The sequence below is a fragment of the Streptomyces atratus genome (assembly GCF_900119365.1).
Taxonomy (GTDB): Bacteria; Actinomycetota; Actinomycetes; order Streptomycetales; family Streptomycetaceae; genus Streptomyces; species Streptomyces atratus_B.
Genome location: NZ_FPJO01000009.1, coordinates 132874 through 156357, shown reverse-complemented (window position 1 = coordinate 156357; position 23484 = coordinate 132874). Strand labels below are relative to the sequence as shown.

At 68.4% G+C, this 23484-nt stretch carries 15 protein-coding genes; 9 read left to right on the top strand and 6 right to left on the bottom strand.

The window, feature by feature from the left end; genetic code table 11:
* Position 1 precedes the first annotated feature (1 nt).
* Positions 2-1630, bottom strand: coding sequence for an IS200/IS605 family accessory protein TnpB-related protein (locus tag BT364_RS17790; RefSeq protein WP_072486264.1), 1629 nt, complete (start codon positions 1628-1630; stop codon positions 2-4).
* Here BT364_RS17790 and BT364_RS44210 point away from each other — a divergent pair.
* Both BT364_RS44210 and BT364_RS17780 read left to right on the top strand, forming a co-directional pair.
* A complete protein-coding gene (locus tag BT364_RS44210; protein WP_371268602.1) occupies positions 1545-2138 on the top strand; it encodes an ATP-binding protein in 594 nt (197 codons plus the stop codon). The genes BT364_RS17790 and BT364_RS44210 overlap by 86 nt on opposite strands.
* Before the next feature lie 130 nt (positions 2139-2268).
* Positions 2269-4176, top strand: a complete 1908-nt coding sequence (locus BT364_RS17780; RefSeq protein ID WP_256259967.1) for an ATP-dependent nuclease — start codon at positions 2269-2271, stop codon at positions 4174-4176.
* A gap of 70 nt (positions 4177-4246) precedes the next feature.
* On the opposite strand, the gene BT364_RS17775 is transcribed toward BT364_RS17780, so the two are convergent.
* On the bottom strand, positions 4247-5806 hold the full coding sequence (locus BT364_RS17775) for a hypothetical protein (RefSeq protein ID WP_072486159.1): 1560 nt from the start codon (positions 5804-5806) through the stop codon (positions 4247-4249).
* A gap of 295 nt (positions 5807-6101) precedes the next feature.
* On the opposite strand from BT364_RS17775, the gene BT364_RS17770 reads away from it, so the two are divergent.
* From BT364_RS17770 to BT364_RS17745, 6 genes are all read left to right on the top strand, one after another.
* Complete coding sequence (locus tag BT364_RS17770; RefSeq protein ID WP_072486158.1) at positions 6102-7523, top strand: PIN-like domain-containing protein; 1422 nt, start codon at positions 6102-6104, stop codon at positions 7521-7523.
* 92 nt (positions 7524-7615) lie between these two features.
* Positions 7616-8242 (top strand): hypothetical protein, encoded by a 627-nt coding sequence (locus BT364_RS17765; RefSeq protein WP_072486157.1) that lies wholly within the window; start codon positions 7616-7618, stop codon positions 8240-8242.
* A gap of 124 nt (positions 8243-8366) precedes the next feature.
* Positions 8367-12224 (top strand): BREX-2 system ATPase PglY family protein, encoded by a 3858-nt coding sequence (locus BT364_RS17760; RefSeq protein WP_072486156.1) that lies wholly within the window; start codon positions 8367-8369, stop codon positions 12222-12224.
* On the top strand, positions 12224-14959 hold the full coding sequence (gene pglZ / locus BT364_RS17755) for a BREX-2 system phosphatase PglZ (RefSeq protein ID WP_072486155.1): 2736 nt from the start codon (positions 12224-12226) through the stop codon (positions 14957-14959). Before BT364_RS17760 ends, pglZ begins: the two co-directional genes overlap by 1 nt.
* Positions 14956-16287, top strand: coding sequence for a BREX system ATP-binding protein BrxD (gene brxD, locus BT364_RS17750; protein ID WP_072486154.1), 1332 nt, complete (start codon positions 14956-14958; stop codon positions 16285-16287). The genes pglZ and brxD overlap by 4 nt, the downstream gene beginning before the upstream one ends.
* Positions 16284-18410: a DEAD/DEAH box helicase gene (locus tag BT364_RS17745; RefSeq protein ID WP_072486153.1), complete on the top strand. Its 2127-nt coding sequence runs from the start codon at positions 16284-16286 to the stop codon at positions 18408-18410. Before brxD ends, BT364_RS17745 begins: the two co-directional genes overlap by 4 nt.
* Before the next feature lie 84 nt (positions 18411-18494).
* Here BT364_RS17745 and aceB read toward each other — a convergent pair whose 3' ends face one another.
* Both aceB and BT364_RS17735 read right to left on the bottom strand, forming a co-directional pair.
* Positions 18495-20114, bottom strand: coding sequence for a malate synthase A (gene aceB / locus BT364_RS17740; protein WP_072486152.1), 1620 nt, complete (start codon positions 20112-20114; stop codon positions 18495-18497).
* Between the two features lie 241 nt (positions 20115-20355).
* Entirely contained in the window at positions 20356-20961 is a 606-nt protein-coding gene (locus BT364_RS17735; protein WP_072486151.1) for a nucleotidyltransferase family protein, read from the bottom strand.
* A gap of 258 nt (positions 20962-21219) precedes the next feature.
* Between BT364_RS17735 and BT364_RS17730 the strand changes: the two genes are divergently transcribed.
* Entirely contained in the window at positions 21220-21522 is a 303-nt protein-coding gene (locus BT364_RS17730; protein WP_072486150.1) for a DUF5955 family protein, read from the top strand.
* Positions 21523-21543: 21 nt separating this feature from the next.
* Here the strand turns inward: BT364_RS17730 and BT364_RS17725 are convergent, their stop codons facing one another.
* Together BT364_RS17725 and BT364_RS17720 are read right to left on the bottom strand one after the other, a co-directional pair.
* A complete protein-coding gene (locus tag BT364_RS17725) occupies positions 21544-22188 on the bottom strand; it encodes a response regulator (RefSeq protein ID WP_072486149.1) in 645 nt (214 codons plus the stop codon).
* Positions 22185-23396 (bottom strand): sensor histidine kinase, encoded by a 1212-nt coding sequence (locus tag BT364_RS17720; protein ID WP_072486148.1) that lies wholly within the window; start codon positions 23394-23396, stop codon positions 22185-22187. Before BT364_RS17720 ends, BT364_RS17725 begins: the two co-directional genes overlap by 4 nt.
* Positions 23397-23484: the final 88 nt, after the last annotated feature.

Below are 23484 nucleotides of genomic sequence, written 5' to 3'. Positions count from 1 at the left end.
CCTAGCCAGTGTGCATGAGTGAGTCCTGGACCCACTGATGTGTACTGGGCGCATCCCGAACGGTTTTGGATGCGCTGGGTTGCCGCTTTCTCGTCCCGTTCGGCGGCACGTCTCTGGGGGCGTGGTCCGTTGCGGGTGGGCGGGTTCCGTCACGTCCTCGGGTGCCTGGCCTGGCCTGGGCGGTCCGATGCCCCGCACGATCACTCCGGTCGTGTGGGGGCGGTGCCGTCCGACGCCGGACCGGGTGTCCGAGGGCGCGTCGTCCGATCGCGATGCCGGCGGCATCGTGGCGGGACATCTTTCGCTTGGGGGTGGCCAGCGGTTTCTGCCAGTGCTGGGCACCCCACATCGAGGTGTAGGCGGGGTCGACCGCGACAATGCTCAGGCCCTGTTCGGCGGCCATGGAGACCAGCCGGGCCTTGAGTTTGCCGGTTGGGATGCCGGAGATCAGCTGCCGGAACCTCTTCTTGCGGCCGTGTTTCTCCCGCGTTTTCTCGGTGGTGAAGTCGAGGTCTTCGATGGCGATCGCGGTGACACCGGCCTGTTTGGCCCAGTTGATCAGGCGGGTCAGGGCGTGGCGGATCTGTGCGTCGCGGTGCGTGGTGGTGCCGGACGGGTCGTAGAAGAACCGCCGGGGCTCGCCGATGGGGTTGCCGTGTGGGTCGAGGTGGTAGGCGGCGAAGTGGTCGGCATTGGTGTCGACGCCGATCACGCCCCGGGCTCGGGCCGTCTCCAGCGGGATGGTCTGCACGGCGGGGCGTTGCCAGGACGCGGTGAGGTACCAGCGGCCACGGTCGGTGTCGAGGTGGATGCGGTAGGCGACGGCTCGGTTCGCGGTGATGCGGTCGGCCCACTCCTGGCCCCGGTGCGCGAAGCCGATACGGACGGTGAGGGTGTAGCGGCCGTGCTTGGCGTCGGCTAGGTGTGCGAGCGGGGCGGGCGGTTTGATGCTGACCTCGCCGTCCGGGGTGACGCGGATGGTCTCGTTCCCGAACCGTTTCCCGGACTCGCCGTCGGCGGCGATGAACCAGCGTTCCGCTTCCCAGCGTTCCCGCCACTGCTCTTCGGTCAGCCGGGCCTGGGTGAGGTGGTGGCGGGTGTTGAGGAGGCGTCTGCCCCCGCGTACGACCCGGACGCGTCCGGCCTGCCGGTCACGGACCGCGGCATCGTGCCGGGCTTCCAGCGCCACGAGGCGGCGGGACTTGTGGAACCACTCGTCCTTGGAGCGGTAGCCACCGGCTGCCCGCCTGGTGCCCCTCGCGCCGATGGGGAGGGACAGGCGGTGCCGCAGCGTCCCGATCCCGGCTTCCAGCGTCTGGATGTACGCGGCCTGGCAACGACGGGCCAGTGCCCACTGGTCGTGTGTGGCTTTGGTAATCGCACCGGCGATCCGCGATGACGACTGTGCGGTCAGGTCCCGCTTGCGCGATGCCCAGGTGTCCGCGCTGTGCTCCAGACCATCCGCACAACGGGTCCTGAGATCACGGGAAGCCAGACGGCCCTGATGCTCACCGACCACACGCAGGACTATCTCGTCCTGGGGCGTGAGGTGCTTGAGACGGTCCCGGATCGCCACCCCGCACGGCCCGGGCGCCACGAAGGGTGCCGCCAACTCCCGCACACCACCCACCACAACACCCCCTCCCACGAGATTGGACACCTGCCACCTGCCCAACGAGCAGCAGACGCCAAGGTCACCCATTCGATCCCAGAACTTCCGTTCCCACTCGGTGAACCCACCGACAGGACTCACTCCTGCTCACTACAACGCACTTCAGCTCAGCAAACCGACAGCAGCTCACAACCCCTACGACTCCACCCCCAACGAGACCTTGACCCTGATCACCGCCGAGCTGGCCGCGAACGCCATTTGTCACGGCCACGTGTCCGGACGCGACTTCCACGTGAGGCTCATCCAATGCACGTCCACGGCAACGACCCTTCTCCGCATCGAGGTTGCTGACACCCGCACCGAGCGGTGCCCTTCCCCCGAGACGCCCACTCCGCCGGCTACCGACGAGGAGACAGGCCGTGGCCTGTTTCTCGTCTCGCAGCTTGCCGACCGTTGGTGCGTGGCACCCCGCGTCGGAGCACCGGGCAAGAGCGTATGGGCGGAACTCGAAATCAATCACCGGTAGTTCCAGCCGAGTTGGCCGACGAAAAATCATCTGATTCCCAGTCACTTTCGTCGCTAACATCATGATTGTCACAGTGGGCCCATCCGGCTCACCCGAACCACTTTCCAGGACGACCGTGAAAATCAAGCGCGTGCGCGTAGAGAACTTCTGCTGTCTGCACAAGGTGGACATCGCCTTCGAGGAAATCACCTGCTTCATCGGCCCGACCGGTGTCGGCAAGTCCACCGTGCTGCGCGCACTCGACTGGTTCTTCAACGGCGAACGTTCGGTCTCGCTGAGCACGGACGATGTCCACTCGGCGGCCGAAGGCGAGCGCATCTCCGTCGAGGTCGAGTTCGACGGGCTCACCGCTCACGACCGCGATGCCCTCGGCCGATACGCACCCGAGGGCGCCGAGACCGTCAGCGTTTGGCGGACCTGGGAGGCGGGAGACGACAAGATCACCGGGAAGGCTTTGGCCTACAGCCCCTTCGAGGAGATCCGACGGCACGCCAAGGCGATGGACAAGCGCCGGGCGTACAACGATCTCCGAGAGAGCGACCCCGGGCTCGGACTGCCCCCGGCCGGGAAGGCCGAGGCCGTTGACGAGGCCATGAACCTCTGGGAGCTGGCGAATCGGAACCGGCTCACCGAGACCGAGATCGAGGGGACACACTTCTTCGGGTTCGCGGGGCAGAGCAAGCTGGCCGAGCTGATCGACTTCGTCTTCATCTCGGCCGACCTCCGTGCCTACGAGGAGGCTGACGACTCCAAGGCGACGGCTCTCGCCCGCATCCTCAATTACTCGGTGGACCGTTCCCAGGCGAACGCGCAGCTCGGTGAGATCGAGGATGCCGCCCACCTCGCACGCCAGAAGGTGCACGCCGACGTCTACGGGACCGTGCTCCAGGATTTGTCGGCTGCGCTGTCGAGGGAGGTGGCGCAGTTCACGACCGGTCGGGACATTGTCGTCACCCCCACTGTGCAGGCGCCCAGGGCCTCCAAGACCGTGTTCGAGGCGAGTGTCATGGACGGGGCTGCCAAGACCTCCGTGTATCGCCAGGGGCACGGCTTCCAGCGCGCGCTGATCATCGCGACCTTGAAGTACCTGGCCGAGCAGCGACGTGCGGACGGAGGGACGCGCACGCTCTGCCTTGCTGTCGAGGAGCCTGAGCTGTTCCAGCACCCGCCGCAGGCAAGAGTGTTCGCGGAGGTGCTGCGCGGGCTGGTCGCGTCGTCCGTGGAGGGTCGGACCCAGGTGATGTACGCGACGCACAGCCCTGTGTTCATCGACCCGGAGGGCTACCACCAGATTCGCCGGCTCAGCCGTGAGGTGGGGGAGGCGCATCCGGTCACCAGGGTCTGGCAGGCGTCCGAGGCCGAGTTGTGTGCGTCGCTCACGGGGCTGGTGGGCGCGGATGCGATCAAGCGACGGACGGGTCCCCGGCTGGCGGGCTCGCTGGCCGAAGGCTTCTTCGCTCATGCGGTCGTACTCGCCGAGGGCACTACGGACGGGGCTGTACTCACCGGCTGCGCGGAAAGGGCCGGAGTGAGCCTCGGCGCGGAGGGGATCACGGTCATCGATGTGACGGGGAGGGACAACATCCTTCTCTGCCACGCGATTCTCAGCGCCCTCGGCGTGCCGTGTCATGTGATCTTCGACGGTGACGCCGGAATGCTGGACCGTAAGACGGAGTCCGTACAGCACCTGGATCCTGCGAAGCGGGCACAGAAGGTACAAGACTTCGAGCGGCAGGCGCGGAGGCTCGCAGACAGCAACGCGAGCCTGCTGGGCTACTTGGGAGCTTCTCGGACGCCCTGGCCCGCGACCGATTCGGCCGCGAGGTACACGGTGTTCGAGGACGTCCTGGAGACGTCCCTCTCGGAGCATTGGCCGGCCTGGGGCGCTCGTCGGCAGGAGCTGATCGACACGGGGGACGGGGTGTCCGACAAGAATGCGGCTACCTACCGTGAGGCCGCCCGAACGGCGACGACCGAGCCCCCGTACGTTCTCCAGGCGGCCTTGGAGAACGTACGGGCCTTGACCAGGGCCTTCTGACTCTCCGACCTGATGAAGTTCCGTGGAGGGCACGCACCTCGTGCCCTCCACCGCATCGTCCGGCGCCGCCTCAGCCGCAGGTGCTCGCCCCAGCCTCCGTAACGACCACGTCCTCAAGCCGGACGGACAGGGACTGGTCGCGCCGGGGATCCCACAGCCAAACGCGGTCCCCGGAAGTGCCGAAGGTGAGCAGAGAGCGCCTATTGGCAAGCGGACCGTTGAAGACAGGGATCCCCTTGGACACGGGCTTCACACAAACGAGTCGGCCCTGGACTCCGTAGTAAGCCGCCGGGTTCTCGCCAGACGCTGCAGCCACGCGTGCTCGGTTCGCGGCCGCTTCCGCTCCGACGAGTCCGGCGGTCAGTGAGATCCCGATGACGAAGAGGCTCATGAGCGGAACGCCGATCCGGACCATGCCCCGCGCGTGGACCCACTGGTGGTAGTGGCGCAACCAGCCGGCGATCGCCAGCACCACTGCCGCGAGCCCGAGTGCGATACCGGTGGGCTTGAGCGAGGCCGCGTAGGACCAGTACACCGAGACCGTGATGGCGTCGGAAGGGACGCCGAACCCGGCCTTCAGATACATCGTGTGCAGCAGGCCGCCGAACCAGGGCAGGCTCAGGGCGAGGGCGGGGACGAGCGCCGGTACGGCCCAGTTGGCGTTGCGGCTGAACCAGGAGTGAACCAGGGCGTACCCCAGTCCGTAGAGCATCAGGGCACAGAGAGCCACCCCGAGCACCATGTACGCCGTCACGCGAGCCACTTGCGCCGGGGGACCAGGCATGATGAGGGCCAGCAACAGGCCGGCCACAGTCATCGGGGCCACAGCCGCAGCGCCCCAGACGATGGTGTCGGCAAGAGGTTGTTCCCCCCTGCGGTTGGTGATCTCGTGGCCTACGGGCCACACCAGGGCGCATGCCACGAGCAGCGGCACCAGCATGAACAGGCCATCCGCGGCCGCAGCAGCGATTCCGCAGGCACCGGCCGCGCCCAGGCCCGCCAGCATGGGGCCCGCCAGACGCCATGCCGACACCGGACTCGGCGGCGGCCCGTCGGGGTCCCGGCCTTCCATGCCCATAGGGATGCGGAGTTGGAGCGCCTGCGGGTCGTACGGGCGCCCGGTGAGTGTTCCGCGCTCCAGGCGCCGTTCGAGCGCTTCGACGGAAGGGCGGCCGGTCTGCTTGAGAATGCGGACCGTGGAGATCACACCGAGCGAGGTGCGAAGAGCTGCGATCCAGGTCCGTGGGCTGGGTGAACCCGGGAGAGCGGACGTCTCCAGGAGCCGGCGGTGGGCGTGGAACACGGAACGGTAGTCGTGGGCCAGGTCGTGCTCGATGAGGAACGCATCCACCACCCACATGCCCGCCTGGTGGCGGCGAGCGAGGTTCTCGATCTCGGAGACCGCAGCCTGCACTGCGCCGAAACGCGCACCGTGCAGCCGTACTTCGACCAGCAGCCCCACACGGCCGGGGCCGAGCGCCGAGGCGTCCGCAGTGTCGTCGCGGGGCAGCCATGGCCGGACCGACCACCCACGCCCCTCCAGGAGCTGTGCCGTGAGACTCGTCTCGTCCGGGCTGTCGACGACCGCGACCAGGACCTCGATCCGGCGGTTGAAGGGCTCGTTGGGCAAGGCCGCCGTGTCCGCACGGTCGACAGAACCTCCGGGGTCACCGGGACCGGCGGACCCGGACCCGGTTCGCGGGCCCGGTACCGGCCTTCCGGCCGATCGTCGGGTGGCCGTCCGTAGCGTTCGTAACATGCCGCTCTCTCCGTTCCGATACTTCTCCCGCACGCCGTCAGCGCTCCTGCACCGGTCGTGCTCAGTTGGCCGAGATAGCTCTCTCGTATCACGGCCAAGCCTGGAACCATGCGCTTCATCGCCCCGGGGAGCATGACGGGGCCAACGAGGGGAAGCACAGAGCACCATGGCGTTCAAGGATGATCCGGCGGAGAACGGGACCGAGGCCGGAACAGGGCTCGGACGAGGGATCTTCGACTGCGACGGAGCCCATCAGAGCCCGCGAAAGAACGACTACGAGCGGGTCTTCCAGAGCGGGATGGTCGTCCTCGACACCAACGTACTGCTCAACCTCTACCGCTCCAACGCCCGTACCCGGCAGGACACCCTGGCGGTGCTCACGAAGCTACGGGACCGGCTCTGGGTGCCGCACCAGGTGCTCACCGAGTTCTGGCGCAACCGCGAGCAGAAATCCGTCCGCCACCACCACAGCACCAAGGCCAAGGAAACCTCGGCGGCCTTGGAGCGGGTTCGGCGGTCCGCGAGTGACGCCGTCGATCGGTGGGTCAAGGACGTACGCCTCAAGCACGACGAAGGCGTCACCCAGCGGATCAACGAGAGTCTGTCCGCACTCACCGAGACCGTGGAGGAACTTCAGGGGATCATCGACGGTCAGGCCGAGCGCGACGCGCTGGAGGGCACGGCCGAGACCCACAGCGACCCCGTGCTCGTGGAGCTGGAGCCTCTCCTGTCGGGCCGCATCGGCGAGCCCCTGCCGACCGATGAGTACGACAAGGCTGTCCAGACAGCTCAGAAACGGGCCGACGAGGAAATCCCGCCCGGGTACGAGGATTTCAAGACCAAGCCGGCCGAGCGGGCTGCTGGCGACTACCTGTTGTGGTTGCAGTTGCTGCAGGAGGCTCAGCGACGTACCTGCGATGTGCTGCTGGTGACGGGTGACGTCAAGAAGGACTGGTGGCAGCAGCGAGATGGTGACATCCCGGCGCGACCCAGGGCCGAGCTCGTGGTGGAGCTGAGGGAGCAGGCAGACGTGCGCCTCTACATGCTGACTCCGGCGGAGCTGCTCACCTGGGCCGAGCAGTTGCTCGAAGGGCTGCACGTCGACAAGGACTCGGTGGACGACCTGGAGCAGCTGCGCGGAGCGGACCGGGACGACGACGAGCTGGACGAAGGTTGGAGCCAGCAGTCGCTGGACGCGTTCATCGAGCAGCTTGTCGCGCGCTATCCGGCGCATGCCAAGGTGATCGTCGCCGCTGCTGCGAACGGAGGGTTCGTGGACCGGAACACGGTCTACGACCTCGCGGGCTACTCGCCGGATCGGCAGCTCAAGGGATTCACCCGGCCGGTCAGCACAGTGGCACGTGAGCTGGAGGACCTGGGGGTGCTGAGCGGCGAGGAGCCGTTCCTGCTGCACACCATCTACGGATCACTGACGGAACCCTCCTGGGCCAGCGGATTCCGTATCCCGGACGAGACGATCCCGCTGCTTCGTGAGTCCTTCGAGGGCGGTCAGCTCTGGCCGGCTTTCTCCAAGGGCGGTGCTGAGTCCGATGAGGAAGACAAGGCATCGGAGCGCGACGAGTCGTAGGCGATCGGCGCCCTCCGGCTGATTCGCGCCCTTGTCCCTGTCATCCGCCCATGTCACACAGGTGGGGGCGATACAGGAGACAGGGGGCGATCATGGACGATGGCGCGGTGTGGAACGGCAAGGGGGCGAGTCCCTCGGCGTGGGCACAGAAGCGCTTCGGCACACAGGCGAGCGGTCTCGCTGCGGGCGTACCGAAGCGGCTGACGCGGGCACATCAGCGGGCGAGGGCCGTTCATGCCGAGGCGAATCTCAAAAAGCGCGGACCGTATGGACACGTCCTGGCCGAAGCGGTACGCGAGGAGCTGGCCGATGAAGCCGTTGCGCTCGGCGGCACGGTCCGTGAGCTGCGCGGCTACGCCTACGCGGTGATCAACGGCCACGCTCTGTTTCCCTTTCGCTATGCCGACCGAGCGGTCCCACTCGACCGTGCGCGGTTGCGGGCCGATGTCTCGCCTCAGCGCAGGCGCATGCTGACCGCCCACGGGCCCGAGGCGCCGGAGGGCCTCTTCCCGCTGGACGACATTCTCACCACGGACGCCTACGAGGAGCTCCACGAGGCTTTCGAGGAGCTCGGGCGCACCACGAAGCTCGTTTCCGTGTTCTTCACCTCCGCGTGGGAGGACGGTATTCACGCCATCCACTGGGGCGACGCGCACCTCGACGGAGACCGGACGTTCAGCTGGTCGCACGTCGAGCCGCTGGCCCCGGCGCGGAGGTGATTCGAAGAGCCTTTGCTGATGTTTCCATCTCTTGGCTGGTATGCCGTGTGAGCTGGCAAGATAGGGGCGAGATGCGCGCAGCGCGGAATGTGTGAACCGCCGAGTGAGGGAACGAGAGTCACCGATGCCCACGAATGAGCTCTTCCTGCGGGATGTCATCGACATCAAGGAAGACGTCCATGCCGGCGATTTCAAGGTGGAGCTCACTGGTGGCTTCACCGAGACCGATGCCCGGGTCGCCGAGTATGTGGTCACCGACCAGCTCAAGGCGGCCTTCGGCAAGGCCCTCGGGATCGTGCGCGCCGCTGCGCGCAGTGGTAATTCGCACGCCGCCTACCTCCACGGTTCGTTCGGTTCAGGTAAGAGCCACTTCCTGACCGTGCTGCACGCGGTGCTGAACAACGCGCCGGCTGCCCGTGCCAAGCCGAGGCTCCAGGAAGTCATTGCCGAACACGACGACTGGCTGAAAGGCAAGCGGTTCCTGATGGTGCCGTACCACCTCGTCGGCTCGACCGACCTGGACTCGGCACTGCTCGGTGGGTACGTCGCTGAGGTGCGGCGGCTCCACCCTGATGCGCCCGTCCCGCCCGTCTATCGAGCGGACTCCATGCTCGCCGACGCGGAGAGGTTTCGCGGGGCGATCGGTGACGCGGCCTTTGCAGAGTTGCTGCCTGTGACCGGTGGCACGTCCGAAGTGGTCGAGGACGATCTGGATGTGATCGACGGGGCCACCACGCAGTGGACACCGGCCGAACTGCACCGGGCCTTCGCCGCGCTCGCCGGTGATCCTCTGCGGGATCGGCTGGTCTCCGCACTGCTGACCGGGCCGATGTCTTCGTACGCCGAGGGCGCCCGAGGCGATGCACACGCGTTCCTGCCGCTGGAGAACGGTCTCGCCGTGATCAGCCGGCACGCCAAATCCCTCGGCTATGACGGCATCATCCTCTTCCTCGATGAGCTGATCCTCTGGTTGCAGGCACACATGTCGAACCGCGAGAAGGTGAACTCCGAGGTCAGCAAGTTGGTCAAGCTGATCGAGTCGGGGGACAGCGCGCGGCCGGTACCGATCGTTTCGCTCATCTCCCGACAGCGCGATCTCTCCCAGCTCGTCGGCGCCGATGTAGTGGGCGCGGACGTGAAGAATCTGGAGCAGCAGGTCGAGTACCTTGCCGGGCGCTTCGATGTGATCAGTCTTGAGGACCGCAATCTGCCGGAGATCATCAAGGAGCGCATTCTCAAGCCCAAGGACCAGCTCGCCCGGGCTGCTCTCGATGATGCCTTCGCGACCATCGAGTCGAGCAACTCGCAGGTCAAGGATGTTCTGCTCGACGCTCATGGTGCGACGCATGCTGATTGGGCAGACTTTCGGGCGGTATATCCCCTTTCGCCTGCACTGCTCAATGTTCTTGTGGCGCTCTCCGGTGCCCTGCAGCGCGAACGCACTGGTCTCAAACTGTTGCAGGAGATGCTTCGGAGGCGGCGCGGGGACATCAAGCTGGGCGAACTGATCCCGCTCGGTGATCTGTGGGACGTGCTCTCGGACGGTACCGGGGAAGCCTTCACCGACCGCCTCAAGAACGAGGCCGAGGCCGCGCACACCTTCCACGCCAAGGTCCGGGCACACCTCCTGGAGAAGTACGGCTCCGAGCAGAGCGAAAAGTTCATCGCCGACGACCGGTTCGTCAAGACCCTGCTTCTTGCCGCGCTCGCCCCCGACGTCCCGGCGCTCAAGAGACTCACCGGCGGGCGGATCGCTGCGCTGAACCACGGCTCGATCCGCTCCCGTACCGTCGCTCCCGGGTCGCTCGTGGTGACCCGACTGCGTGAGCTGCAGGCCGAGTTCGGCGAAATTCGCGCCGATGGTGACCAGGACCCCGTCTTCACGCTTCACCTGTCCGACCTGGACATCGAGCCGCTGCTCGACATGGTCGCCGACGAGGACAGGACCGGAGCCCGGCGGATCTGGGTCAAGGACCAGTTGTGGAAGGCGCTGGGACTCAAGGACTCCGGAGCCTTCGTGTGTGAGCACGACATCGTGTGGCAGGGAACGAAGCGCACCGCCGAGTTCGTCTTCGAGAACGTCCGTGACACCGCGCAGTTGTCCGCCGACCAGTTCTGCCCAGGCGTGGACGGGCGGGTCCGGTTCATTCTGGACTATCCCTTCGATGACGGTCAGCACTACCCGAATGACGATGCACAGCGCGTCGAGGCGCTCCGGTCCGAAGGGCTCATGGCTCCGACGCTGGTCTGGCTGCCCTCGTTCTTCTCCGAGCAGAAGAGTGCCCAGCTCGGTCGGCTGATCAAGATCAACTATCTGTTGGAGCGGGACCGGCTCGACGACTATGCAGGCCACCTCCACTCCGACGACCGGGTGCGCGTGCGCCATCAGCTCGCCGCCCAGCGCGACACCCTCACCTCACAGCTCACCGCGACGCTGGCTCAGCTGTACGGCATTGCGAAGGTGGACGAGAACAGCGTCTCCGCGGAGGTGAGCGAGGGGAAGCACATCCTGTCGCTGCTGCCCGAGTATGCGAGGCCGCAGCTGCAGGGCGGCAAGTCCTTCCAGGACAATCTGCAGCACCTCGCCGACGGTGTCTTTCGCGCCCTCTACCCCAAGCACCCCGACTTCAGCAGGACCGGAGACCGCAAGGCTGTCAGTCTCGGAGAACTGAAGACCGCTCTGACGTGGATCACCCGTGCCATGGACGACGGCGGCCGCCGCATCGAGGTCGACAGCCACCATCTCAAGATCGTCAAGAGAATCGTCGAACCGCTGGAACTCGGCCAGGTCCACGATGGCCCGCTGGTTCTGCGCAACGACTGGCGTGCGCGTATCAACCAGGCCGCCCACCAGCACCGCCCTGGGGTCGAGGACCTCACGGCCGAGGAGGTCCGCACCTGGATTGCTGAGGATCTCGGCTGGACCGGTCTGGACAAGAACACCAGCAGCCTGATCATCGCGACCTACGCACTGCTCGACGACCGTGCCTGGACCTACCACGGCAGCCCGCTGCCCCAGCCGCCCGAGCTGGAGCGCATCGGCGCCGGCTACGGGCTGAGAGCACAGCAGCTGCCGACCGATGAGGAGTATGCGACCGCGAGGCTACGGGCGGCGAAGCTCTTCGGTGTGGCCGTCCAGCCGACCCTGTTCGCGCGCAATGTGAACAAGCTCTTCACCGGTGTCAGCGAGAAGGCCGCGGAGTTCGAGCAGTCGGTCAACGCCTTGCGCACCTCGCTGAGCAGGCACGCGGAGGCGCTCGGTATGGACCGGGAGACCAGTGAACGGCTGTCCTCCGGAAAGGACGCGGCGGACCTCCTGGCCCGTCTCGGGCGCCACCGGGACGCAACTGCGCTCGTACGGGAGCTGGCAGGTGCCTCCCACGACACGAGTGACGCTGTCCTCGCCACCGTTATCACCTCGGCAGGCGATGTCCTCCAGGCGCTCGACGACGCGGACTGGGCGCTGCTGGACGGTGTGCGGGGGTTTGCGGGGCGGCAGGACAGTGTGGGGGAACGGGCCGAACGGCTGATCGCGGAGATCGCCGAGACCGCTGCGACCAGCGAATTCGAGCGCTCGCTGATCCCCGTACTCGGGTCCATCCGGGCCAAGGCCGTGGTCCTGGTCCAGGACGCGGCCCGGCTGACACAGGTGGAGACGCCCGTCACACCGCAGCCGGTGGCGGTTCCCGAACCGCCCGCCGCCGACGACGTATCCCTCACCCAGCACGGCAGGCCGTCCGTCCCCTCCAGCGACCCCGCCACGTCAACGGCCCCCGGTCAGCCGAGCACGGGCCTCTCCCGTACGGTCAGGCTCCAGCCCAGCCACGTCGAGAACTCGCTGAACAAGGCCATCGACAATCTCTGGGACGAGATCCTGGCCTACTCGGCCGCACACCCCGGCATGGCTGTGGAGATCACGTGGCAGGTGGTCCCTGCCGAGGACGGCACCACCAGTTCCACCGAAGACGAGACGCAGTCCTGATGGCTCTGCGGCCGCTCATCGACCGGCGGATCGTCGAAGCCCTTCTGGAGACCGAGCTACGCCGTGCCGCGGACTGCAGACTTCTGCTCGTCAACGCGCGGTACGACAGCACGGCTCCGACGGAGTTCACTGCCCGCATCGACGGCAGGCAACGGCCGGTGAGGGTCAGCGACCAGGACTCCGTTCTCGGGATCGTCGCCGCGTGGCAGGAGCTTCTGGACGGCTCGGAAGCCGATCGGCTGCTCGTCGTCACCAGCGATGTTTCGGCAACTGCTCTGGGCTGGGATGTACGCGCACACGCGGTGGGGCGCCGCAGCCTCGGCGTCGACCGGGCCGAGATCGTCAAGCAGTTGTTCGGTGCTACCGACCTCGATCCCCGGATGATCAGGGAGACATGGCTGCTCACGGCGCTGCTGGAAGCCGAACCGGTGGACGGCTGGCCGCGCAGCGGCTCGGTTCTTACCCGGGACGCCGCAGTACGGGCGCTGATCGGCGAGCGGCTGGGCCTCGGACGTGGTTCCACGGGCCACCGCCTCGAACTGGACACGAACGCCCTGCTCGCCTGGTCCCGGACGACAGCCGGTCCTGCCCGGTTCCAGGAGCTGCCGGGGGCGGAACGCAGCGGCCTGACCGCTTGGCTCACCGACACCGTCGGAGCAGCCGCACCCACCCTGCTCTCCCTGGTCGCCGATGGCCGGGGGCAGGATGCGATGGCGCTCGGCGTGCTGGGGTCTGTACTGAGCGCACCAGAGGCCCCTGCCGGGACAAGCTTCGCGCTGGGGGGCCTTTTCGGCTCCACCCTGCGCTCGGTGGAGGACCTGCCGAAGTTCACCGCCTCGGTGATCGGTACCCTGGCCCGCTGGATCGCCGAGGCCGAGGTCAGTACCCCTGCAGGCGCCGAGGCGCGCCAGCGCGTGTACGCCGTGCTCGACCGGGCCGACGAACTCGCCTCCGAAGCAGGGCTGGGGCAGGCGCTGCGCGTCGACCCGTTGTTGCCATCGGGCTTCAGGGCGCGGCTGCGGGATCTGGCCGCCGCTCTCCCGGATTCCTCCAAGACGGCCGAGGCTGCTCTGGACCAGGTACTGGCACACCAGCTGGCACGCCTGCACCCGGCGAGCTGCGAGGCGGCGCGGATGGCAGTGAGGGTGGTGCGGTGGCTCGACGGGCCGACCCCGACCGCCGAGTCCGTTGGCCAGGCCGTCGGTGAGCAGTTCGCCCAGTGGGGGTGGACCGACCGGGCGCTGCGTGTCCTGGCGGCCGGGGACCCCATGGGTGATCCGGTCGTGGGGCAGGCGTACCACCTGCTCATCGGCAATGCACGAGCACGGCGCAGTGCTCTCGACGAGCAGTTCGCCGCACGTCTTGCCGGCTGGACACGCACCGCGTCGTCCCAGGCGCCGGGAGGAGCCCTCCTGATCGAGGACGTACTCAAGACGCTGGCGGTGCCGCTGGCATCCGGAACGAGCCCGCTGGTGCTCGTGCTGGACGGCATGAGCGCCGCGATAGCGGCCCAACTGGGCGACGAGATCGACCGCCGGGTGTGGACCGAGATCGTTCCTGCGCCGCAGGCTGCCGTTCCTCCGCGACGCCATGCCGCCGTTTCCATGCTGCCCTCCGTCACCACCATCAGCCGCGCATCCCTGCTCTCGGGGGAACCGACCAACGGCAAACAGGCCGCGGAGACCAGTGGGTTCGAGGCGTTCTGGAAGCGGCATCGGCGCGTCGGCAGGCTCTTCCACAAGGGGCAGATCGGCGGCGCCGAGGGACATCGACTCGCCCCCGAACTGCTGGATGCGCTCGCCGGGGACGCCATCGTCGCCGTCGTTCTCAACACCATCGACGACGCCCTCGACCACGGGCAGGAAGGCGAGCGAACCAGCTGGCGGCTGAGGGACATCAGCCACCTGCTGGATCTGCTCAACGCGGCACGCGGATATGGCCGTCCCGTCATGCTCGTATCCGACCACGGGCATGTGCTCGATCGTTCGCTGCAAGGGCAGGGGCCCCTGAAAGCGCCCGGGGCACAGAGCGCCCGCTGGCGTACCGGCGAGGCGGGCGAAGGCGAAGTCGAGCTCAGCGGCCCGCGGGTGAGGGAAGGCGGCGGCACCATCGTCGCGCCGTGGCGCGAGGACATCCGATACACGCCACGCAAAGCCGGCTACCACGGCGGTGCCGCGCTTGCCGAGGTGACCGTGCCCGTGATCATGCTCGTTCCGTCGCAGGAACTGCTGCCGTCCGGCTGGGTGGTGCTGCCGAACGAGCAGACCGTGCCAGCCTGGTGGCGGGCCGGCAACGACGCCGCAACAGCACCTGCGGAGACCGAGGAGCCGACGGCACGTAAGCCTCGGCGCCGCGCGGAAACCCAGGCCGGCGAGGCGCTGTTCGCCGCTGACGAAGTGACACCGGCGATGCTGACACTCGGCGGAAAGGTCGTCGGCTCGCAGCGCTACAAGACGCAGCGGAAATTCGTACGCCGCCCGCCGGACGGCAAGGCTGTCGTCGCCGTCATCGATGCGCTGGCCGACGCCGGTGGCAAACTCACCCCGGACGCCGTGGCCGCAGCGGCGGCCGAGGCCACCGGCCGGTCGCAGCGGAACGCGGAAGTCTTCGTCACCGTCGTGCAGCGGCTCCTGAACATCGAGGGATACGGCGTGATCAACCTGGTGGACGCGGGGCGGACCGTGGAACTCAACATCCCGCTCCTGCAGGAGCAGTTCGGAACGGAGCAGCCATGACCGGTGCAACCGAGGTCAGCGCGGCACGCCGCCGCGAAGTGGTGGACGCCCTGCGCCGTGGAACCGTTCCCCAGTCCGGGCTCGATCTCTTCGCAGTCGGCCTCGACCATTTCAGCGGGGCGCTGAACGACGACATCGCGACCGTCGCACGGGGTGGATCCGCTTTTCACGCCATCCGTGGTGAGTACGGCTCCGGCAAGACCTTCTTCGCCAGGTGGCTGGCCGAGCGGGCCAAGCGTGCAGGCCTTGCCACCACCGAAGTGCAGATCTCCGAGACGGAGACACCGCTGCACCGGCTGGAAACGGTCTACCGCCGACTCACCGAGCGACTCACCACCGCCACCCACCAGCCCAGTGCCCTACGGGCCGTGATCGACTCGTGGTTCTACACCCTCGAGGAGGAAGTCCTCGACGCGGGTGAAGTGGAGGACGACGACGAGAAGGCCCTCGGGACTGCCGTCGACGCACTCATGGAGCAGCGCCTCGCCGAGGTCGCACGCACCACTCCCGCGTTCGCCGCAGCCCTTCGCGGTTACCGCGAAGCGAGGGCTGCCGGGGATGCCGCTACGGCCGAGGCGCTCATCGCGTGGCTGGGCGGTCAGAAGTCGGTCGCATCCTCCGCGCGGCGTGCAGCCGGTGTGCGCGGCGATCTCGACCACTTTGGCGCACTGGGCTTTCTCCAAGGGCTCCTGACCGTGCTGCGGGACTGCGGCCACCCGGGGCTGCTGGTGGTGCTCGACGAGATCGAGACCCTCCAGCGCGTACGCGGAGACGTGCGCGAGAAGGGCCTCAACGCCCTGCGGCAACTGCTCGACGAAATCGACACAGGCCGCTTTCCCGGCCTCTTCCTGGTGATTACAGGGACGCCCGCCTTCTACGACGGACAGCAGGGCGTGCAACGGCTCCCCCCGCTTGCCCAGAGACTCGCCACCGACTTCACGACCGACCCGCGATTCGACTCACCGCGCGCCGTGCAACTGCGGCTGGCCGGATTCGATCTGCCCCGGCTCGGGGAACTGGGGCGGAACGTACGCGACTTGTACGTGGGAGCGGCCCGGAACCCCGAGCGGATCGTGGCGCGGGTCGATGACGCGTACATCGGCGAACTGGCCGCCGCGGTGACGGGCGGCCTCGGCGGGAAGGTCGGCGTGGCACCGCGGCTCTTCCTGCGCAAAATCGTCGCCGATGTGCTCGACCGGGTCGACGAGTTCGACGAGTTCGATCCTCGGCAGCACTATGCGCTCACCGTGTCCAGCGCCGAGCTGAACGAAGTGGAGCGCAACGCGGCGGCGTCGAGTGCGGGCGACATCGAACTGGAACTGCCGTGAGCCCTCTCGATGATCTGGATCCGATCCTGGTGCACCACATCGTCAACTCCCTCGGGTGGCGCGGACTGCGCCCCCTGCAGGAGGAGTCGATCGGGCCTGTCATGGCCGGGAAGGACGCCATTCTGCTGGCTCCCACAGCGGGAGGAAAGACCGAGGCGGCCAGCTTTCCTCTGCTGTCGAGAATGACGGCGGAACGCTGGGCGGGGACATCGGTGTTGTACGTGTGTCCCCTCAAGGCCCTGCTCAACAATTTGCTACCACGGCTTGAGACGTATACCGGCTGGCTCGGGCGTACTGCGGCGCTCTGGCACGGGGACGTGACCGCCGGGCGGCGAAAGAGGATCCTGGCCGACCGGCCGGACGTGCTGCTCACCACACCGGAATCTCTCGAGGCGATGCTGGTCAGTGCCAACGTCGACCACAGAGCATTCTTCTCGGGTCTGCAGGCGATCGTCGTGGACGAAGTCCATGCGTTCGCCGGCGATGACCGCGGGTGGCACCTACTGGCAGTGCTGGAGAGGCTTCAGAAGACAGTCGGTCGCCCCGTGCAACGCATTGGGCTCTCCGCGACCGTGGGCAATCCTGCCGAGCTGCTCCACTGGCTCCAGGGTTCGGCTGCGGGCCGCCGTTCGGCTCGTGTGGTCGCACCGCATCTCGACGAGCCGCGGCAGCAGGGCGCGCATGCGGCGCCGTGCGACATCGAACTTGATTACGTCGGTTCGGTCGAGAACGCGGCGACTGTGATCGCGGCACTCCATCGGGGTGAGAAGCGCCTCGTGTTCTGCGAATCGCGCCGCCTGGTCGAAGAGCTGGGCGAAAAGCTCCGCCTGAGAGGCGTGACCACGTTTCTGTCGCACGCCTCTCTGTCGGTTGACGAGCGACGCCGTGCGGAGCAGGCATTCGCCGACGCGCGCGACTGCGTCATCGTTTCGACCAGCACGCTGGAACTCGGCATTGACGTGGGCGACCTGGACCGAGTGATTCAGCTCGATGCCCCCATGACGGTGGCATCCTTCCTGCAGCGTCTCGGACGTACCGGCCGCCGGGCGGGGACCAGGCGCAACTGTCTGTTTCTCGCGCTCACCGAGGATGGACTTCTCGCCGCAGCGGCTCTGTTGCTCCAGTGGAAACGGGGTTGGGTCGAGCCTGTCGTCGCGCCCCCGGAGCCCCGCCACATCGTGGCTCAACAGCTCCTTGCTCTGTGTCTCCAGGAACACCAGGTGGGCGACAAGCTGTGGCAGGAGTGGTGGAACGGCTTCGGTCCCTTCGGGCAGCCGGCCGAGCCGATCGTGCGCCATCTCGTGGAAGAGGGATACCTGGACCAGGACGGCGGCATGCTCTTCATCGGTCCTGAGGCGGAACGACGTTTCGGGCAACGGCACTTCATGAATCTCACGGCCGTCTTTACCTCGCCTCCCCAGTTCACCGTGCTGCAGGGGCGCAGTGAGATCGGCAGAACCGATCCCGATCTGCTCACCGAGGAGATCGAAGGGCCGCGCAAGCTGCTCCTCGCAGGCCGGAGCTGGCTCGTGACGTACATCGACTGGCATCGCAAACGCTGCTTCGTCGAGCCGACCGACAGCGGAGGGAAAGCCAAATGGAGCGGTCTTGGCTTCGAACGTGCCACTTCTTTCGAACTGATGCGAGCCATGCGTGAGGTCCTGCTGGGGATTGACCCGGACGTAGCCCTCTCGAAGCGTGCGGTCACGGCGCTAGCTGAGGCGCGGGACCACTTCATGGATGTTGTGCACCCGGGCGGCACACTCATCACTCGCACTTCCGGCGGGCAGGTCCGCTGGTGGACCTGGGCAGGTCACCGAGCCAACGCCACGCTCGCGGCGACGCTCGGCACCGTTGTTGCGCCCGCCCAGCGGGTGAACGACTGCTGGGTTCGGCTTCGGGAGGATGTGGACCGGCAGCACTGGAAGCAGGCTGTGGCCGATGTGTCGGACCAGCTCTGTCTGCCCGACGTCGACCAGCGGGCCGTAAAGGGGCTGAAGTTCGGTGAGGCACTTCCGCCTCGCCTTGCACAGGCGACTCTGGCGACGAGGTTTGCCGACCTTGAAGGTGCACAGGCCGTCCTGGAAGAGCCGGTCAGATTTGTCACCCTGACACCTTCCTGACGCCTTTCTGACTTCGAGTTCATCGCGATATGGCACTGCCCCCGGTGCCGTCGGCACCGGGGGCAGTCATGTACGCAAGCGGCGTCAGCCCAGCTGCTCGTACGCGGGCAGCGTCAGGAAGTCCGCGTAGTCCTGGTCCAGGGAGACCTGGAGCAGGAGGTCGTGGGCCTGCTGCCACCTGCCGGACGCGAACGCGTCCTCGCCGATCTCCGCCCGGATCGCGGCCAGTTCCTCGGCCGCGACCTTGCGGGCCAGCTCCGCCGTGGCGTGCTCGCCGTTCTCGAAGACCACGTCCGCGTTGATCCACTGCCAGATCTGCGAGCGGGAGATCTCCGCGGTGGCCGCGTCCTCCATCAGGTTGAAGATGGCGACCGCGCCCATGCCGCGCAGCCAGGCCTCGATGTAGCGGATGCCGACCGCGACGGCGTTGCGCAGCCCCTGGTAGGTGGGCCTGGCGTCCAGGGTGTCGATGGCGATCAGGTCACCGGCAGCCACCGCGACGTCCTCGCGCAGGCGCTCCTTCTGGTTGGGCTTCTCGCCGAGGACCGCGTCGAAGGACGCCATGGCGATCGGGACCAGGTCCGGGTGGGCGACCCAGGAGCCGTCGAAGCCGTCGTTCGCCTCGCGGTCCTTGTCGGCCTTGACCTTCTCGAACGCGACCTTGTTGACCGCGGCGTCGCGGCGGGACGGGATGAAGGCGGCCATCCCGCCGATCGCGTGCGCTCCGCGCTTGTGACAGGTGCGGACGAGGAGTTCGGTGTACGCCCGCATGAACGGGGCGGTCATCGTCACCGCGTTGCGGTCCGGCAGGACGAACTCGGAGCCGCCGTCGCGGAAGTTCTTGACGATGGAGAAGAGGTAGTCCCAGCGTCCGGCGTTCAGCCCGGAGGCGTGGTCGCGGAGTTCGTAGAGGATCTCCTCCATCTCGTACGCGGCGGTGATCGTCTCGATCAGGACGGTCGCGCGGACGGTGCCCTGCGGGATGCCGACGTAGTCCTGGGCGAAGACGAAGATGTCGTTCCAGAGGCGGGCCTCCAGGTGCGACTCCGTCTTCGGGAGGTAGAAGTACGGGCCCTTGCCGAGATCGATGAGGCGCTGGGCGTTGTGGAAGAAGTAGAGGCCGAAGTCGACCAGCGCGCCGGGCACCGGGGTGCCGTCGAGCTGGAGGTGACGCTCGTTCAGGTGCCAGCCGCGGGGGCGGGTGACGACGGTGGCGAGCTCCTCGGCGGGCCTCAGGGCGTACGACTTGCCGGACCGGGGGTCGGTGAAGTCGATGGTGCGGGTGTACGCGTCGATCAGGTTGAGCTGGCCGAGGACGACGTTCTCCCACGTGGGGGCGGACGCGTCCTCGAAGTCGGCGAGCCAGACCTTCGCGCCCGAGTTCAGGGCGTTGATGGTCATCTTGCGGTCGGTCGGACCGGTGATCTCCACCCGGCGGTCGTTCAGCGCGGCCGGGGCCGGCGCGACCTTCCAGGAGTCGTCCGCGCGGATCGCCGCCGTCTCGGGCAGGAAGTCCAGCGTGGACGTACGGGCGATCTCGGCGCGGCGCTCGCCGCGGCGGGCGAGCAGCTCGTCACGGCGGGGCGTGAACTGCCGGTGCAGCTCGGCCACGAACGCGAGGGCCGCGTCGGTCAGGACCTCGTCCTGCCGGGGCAAGGGCTCGGCAGCGACGATGGCCAGCGGGGACGGCGCTGGTGCGGACATGAGCTGTCACTCCTTCAGCGGGCGGTGCGGGGCGGCGTCTCACGACCGCCGGGTCGCCTGAAATGGCAAGGCGCGCCAGGGCTCCGGGATGCGGGCGAGGACGCCGTCCGGGATGCAGAGGGCTTCTGACCAGTGGATAGTAGTTTCCTTATGGTGGAAGTTCAATGGTTTGTTGATGTCGAGATTCTCCGGGTCGACAGAAACAGAAGTGGTGCGTTGCCGGCGCAGCGTGCCAGTCCGGTCACCCGAGGTGTCTCAGGTCCTCCACCGTGTCGATGTCGTACGCCTGAGCCACATCGGAACACTCGACGAGCGTGATCGCATCGCGGTGCGCCCGCAGATAGGCGCGGGCGCCCTGGTCGCCCGCCGCCCCCGCCGCGATCTCCGCCCACAGACCGGCCCCGAACAGCACCGGATGGCCGCGTTCCCCGCCGTACGCGGCGGCCGCGATCCCGGTCCGGGAGCGGTACGCCGAACGCACCCGTGCCACCGCTTCCGCGCCGATGCCGGGCTGGTCGACCAGGAGAACGAGCGCCGCGTCCGCCCCCGTGCCGGCCAGCGCCCCGAGCCCGGCCCGCAGCGACGAGCCCATGCCCTCGGTCCAGCCGGGGTTGACGGTCACCGTGCAGCCGCCGAGGTCGGCGCGGGCCCGGACCTCGTCCGCGGCGGCGCCCAGGACCACATGGACCAGGCCGCAGCCGCCGTCCCGCAGCACCCGCACCGCGTGTTCGACCAGTGGCCGGCCGCGGTGTTCGAGCAGTGCCTTGGGGCGGCCGCCGAGCCGCCGTCCGCCGCCCGCGGCGAGCAGCAGTCCGGCGACCTCGGGGGTGGGTGTTGTCGGAGTCATGCGGCCTGGATACCCCGGCAGCCACGGGAAACGCACCCTTCGCTCAAGCAAGCGGAGGGGGTGCGAGCGGGCAGCGGCGTCCACCGGGCTACAAGTGAATCACCCTTACGGGAGACCCCGAATCTTGTCCGCGGAGTGGCGCTCGACACCTTTCATGGCGTTAACTTGCGCGCACGTCCGGATACTTGACCAAGGTGTGGGGGACCGGTCGGAACACTGGCACAAGGACGTGCGAGGGGGAGTGCTTTGTTGCGAAGCGTGGGGCAGACGCGAGTGACCGGCAGCGGTGAGGATCCGAGGGTGACCGAGCTGCGCACGGCCGTCTCCCGGCTCCGCCGCGAGCTGGCGGGGCATCCGGGCGAATTCCCGGACCGGGGGATCGCCGAGGACGAACTGGCCGCACTGAACGCGATGGCGGTGGGCGGTGTGCCCGAGATTCCGCGCCTGCGCCGTTCGCTGCTGCTGATCGCGGGGGCGATCGGCTCGGTGAGCGCCCTGGCCTCCGCGCTCAGGGACGTACGGGTCGCCGTCGACCTCTTCGGTGAGCCGCCGCGCGGCTGACCGGCAGGGCGGCGGCCGGGTTCAGCGGCGGATCAGCCTGCGGGCCGTCGCCGCCGCGACCGCCGAGGTGCGGGAGTCCACGCCCAGCTTGGCGTAGATGTGCACCAGGTGGGACTTCACGGTCGCCTGGCTGAGGAAGAGCCGCTTGCTGATCTGGAGGTTCGACAGCCCCTCGCCGACCAGTTGCAGGACCTCCAGCTCGCGCTTGGTCAGGGCCTCCGCGGGTGTCCGCATGCGGTCCATCAGCCGGTGGGCGACGGCCGGCGCGAGCGCCGAGCGGCCGGCCGCGGCCGTGCGTACCGCCGCCGCCAGCTCCTCCGGCGGGGCGTCCTTGAGCAGATAGCCGGCTGCGCCCGCCTCGACCGCGGCCAGGATGTCGGCGTCCGAGTCGTACGTGGTGAGGATCAGGACCCGGGGCGCGTCCGGCTGGGCCGTGATGGCGGCGGTGGCCTGCGAGCCGTGCATGCCCGCGCCGAACTGGAGGTCCATCAGGACGACGTCGAAGCCGCCGGCCGCGGCGAGCGCGACGGCCCGCTCGGCGGTGGCCGCCTCGGCGACCACCCGGAAGCCGGGTTCGGAGTCGAGCACGGCCCGCAGCCCCGCCCGCACCACCGGGTGGTCGTCGGCGAGCAGCAGCCTGATGGGGGTGTCGGCGGGGGTGGTCATGCGGCGTCCTGTCCTGTCCGGCCGTCGGGGATCGGGAGGGGAAGGGTGAGGGCGACGGCGGCGCCCTGACCGGGGGCCGACTCGACGCTGAGGGTGCCGCCCAGCGAACGGGCCCGCGCACGCATCGCGGGCAGTCCGAAGCCCCCGGTCTCCTGGTCCGCGGCGACCGGCCCGAGGCCCGGGGTGAACCCCCGGCCGTCGTCGACGACGTCCAGCGACACCGAGGTGTCCATGAAGCTGAGGGTGATCTCCGCGCGCCGGGCCCCGGCGTGCCGCACCGTGTTGGCCAGCGCCGACTGGGCGGTACGCAGCAGCGCCACCTCGTACGGGGTGGGCAGCTCCACCGGCGTGCCGCTCACCGCGAACTGCACCGTGAGGCCGGGGCCGGTCGTGCGGGACGAGAGGCGTTCCAGGGCGGCCGCCAGGGAGCCGTTCTCCAGGTCCGGCGGCGACAGGGCGCGTACGAAGCGGCGGGCTTCGGCGAGATTGTCCTGGGCGGCCTCGCGGGCCCGGCGGACGTGCGTGGTGGCGGGGGCGTCGGCGTCCAGGGTGCGTTCGGCGGCGCGCAGCAGCAGCTGGATGCTGGACAGGCCCTGCGCCAGCGTGTCGTGGATCTCGCGGGCCAGCCGCTCGCGTTCGGCCAGCGTGCCCGCGGTGCGTTCCGCCTCGGCCAGCTCCGCCCGGGTCGACATCAGCTCCTCGATGAGCTCCCGGCGCCGTTCGCTCTCCCGGAACAGCGCCTCGTACCCGAGGACCGTCGCGACCGCGACCGCCGCCCCGAGCAGCGGCCCGATGAAGGTGCCCGGGTTGACGGCCTGGCCGTGCAGCACGAAGCCCGCGATGGCGGCGAGGGCGGTGGCGGCGACGACCGGCAGCGCCCAGCGCGTCGGCAGCAGATGCAGTTGCAGGAAGTAGAGCGGGAAGGCCACCCACAGACTGTCCGGCGACAGGACGAGCAGCGCCAGCCATACGGCGCCGAGGGCCGCCAGCCACAGGGCGGCGGCCCGGGTGCGCGGCTGTACGGCGGGAGCGAGCGCACCCGCCGCGTACAGGGCGGCCATGAGGCATGCCACCACGACCACGGCGGTGGCATGCGGGGTGCCGTCGCCGACGGCCCGTACCGCCGCGAGGGCGAGCAGCCCCACCAGCAGCGCGTGCAGACACAGCCGCAGCGCGGCGGTGACCGGGGGGTGGGCGTGGGTATCCATGATTCGTCCAGCGTAGACGCGGGCCGGCAGGGGCCGGTCAATCGAAAGGTTGATGTCGGGCCCCACCGCCGAGCGATGTTTCCGGCGG

Excerpts from the sequence above, each read along its gene's own strand:
- BT364_RS17720 (WP_072486148.1), bottom strand. The coding sequence starts at position 23,396 with ATGGATACCCACGCCCACCCCCCGGTCACCGCCGCGCTGCGGCTGTGT.
- brxD (WP_072486154.1), top strand. The coding sequence starts at position 14,956 with ATGACCGGTGCAACCGAGGTCAGCGCGGCACGCCGCCGCGAAGTGGTG.
- BT364_RS17725 (WP_072486149.1), bottom strand. The coding sequence starts at position 22,188 with ATGACCACCCCCGCCGACACCCCCATCAGGCTGCTGCTCGCCGACGAC.
- BT364_RS17735 (WP_072486151.1), bottom strand. The coding sequence starts at position 20,961 with ATGACTCCGACAACACCCACCCCCGAGGTCGCCGGACTGCTGCTCGCC.
- aceB (WP_072486152.1), bottom strand. The coding sequence starts at position 20,114 with ATGTCCGCACCAGCGCCGTCCCCGCTGGCCATCGTCGCTGCCGAGCCC.
- BT364_RS17770 (WP_072486158.1), top strand. The coding sequence starts at position 6,102 with ATGGCGTTCAAGGATGATCCGGCGGAGAACGGGACCGAGGCCGGAACA.
- BT364_RS17760 (WP_072486156.1), top strand. The coding sequence starts at position 8,367 with ATGCCCACGAATGAGCTCTTCCTGCGGGATGTCATCGACATCAAGGAA.
- BT364_RS17765 (WP_072486157.1), top strand. The coding sequence starts at position 7,616 with ATGGACGATGGCGCGGTGTGGAACGGCAAGGGGGCGAGTCCCTCGGCG.
- pglZ (WP_072486155.1), top strand. The coding sequence starts at position 12,224 with ATGGCTCTGCGGCCGCTCATCGACCGGCGGATCGTCGAAGCCCTTCTG.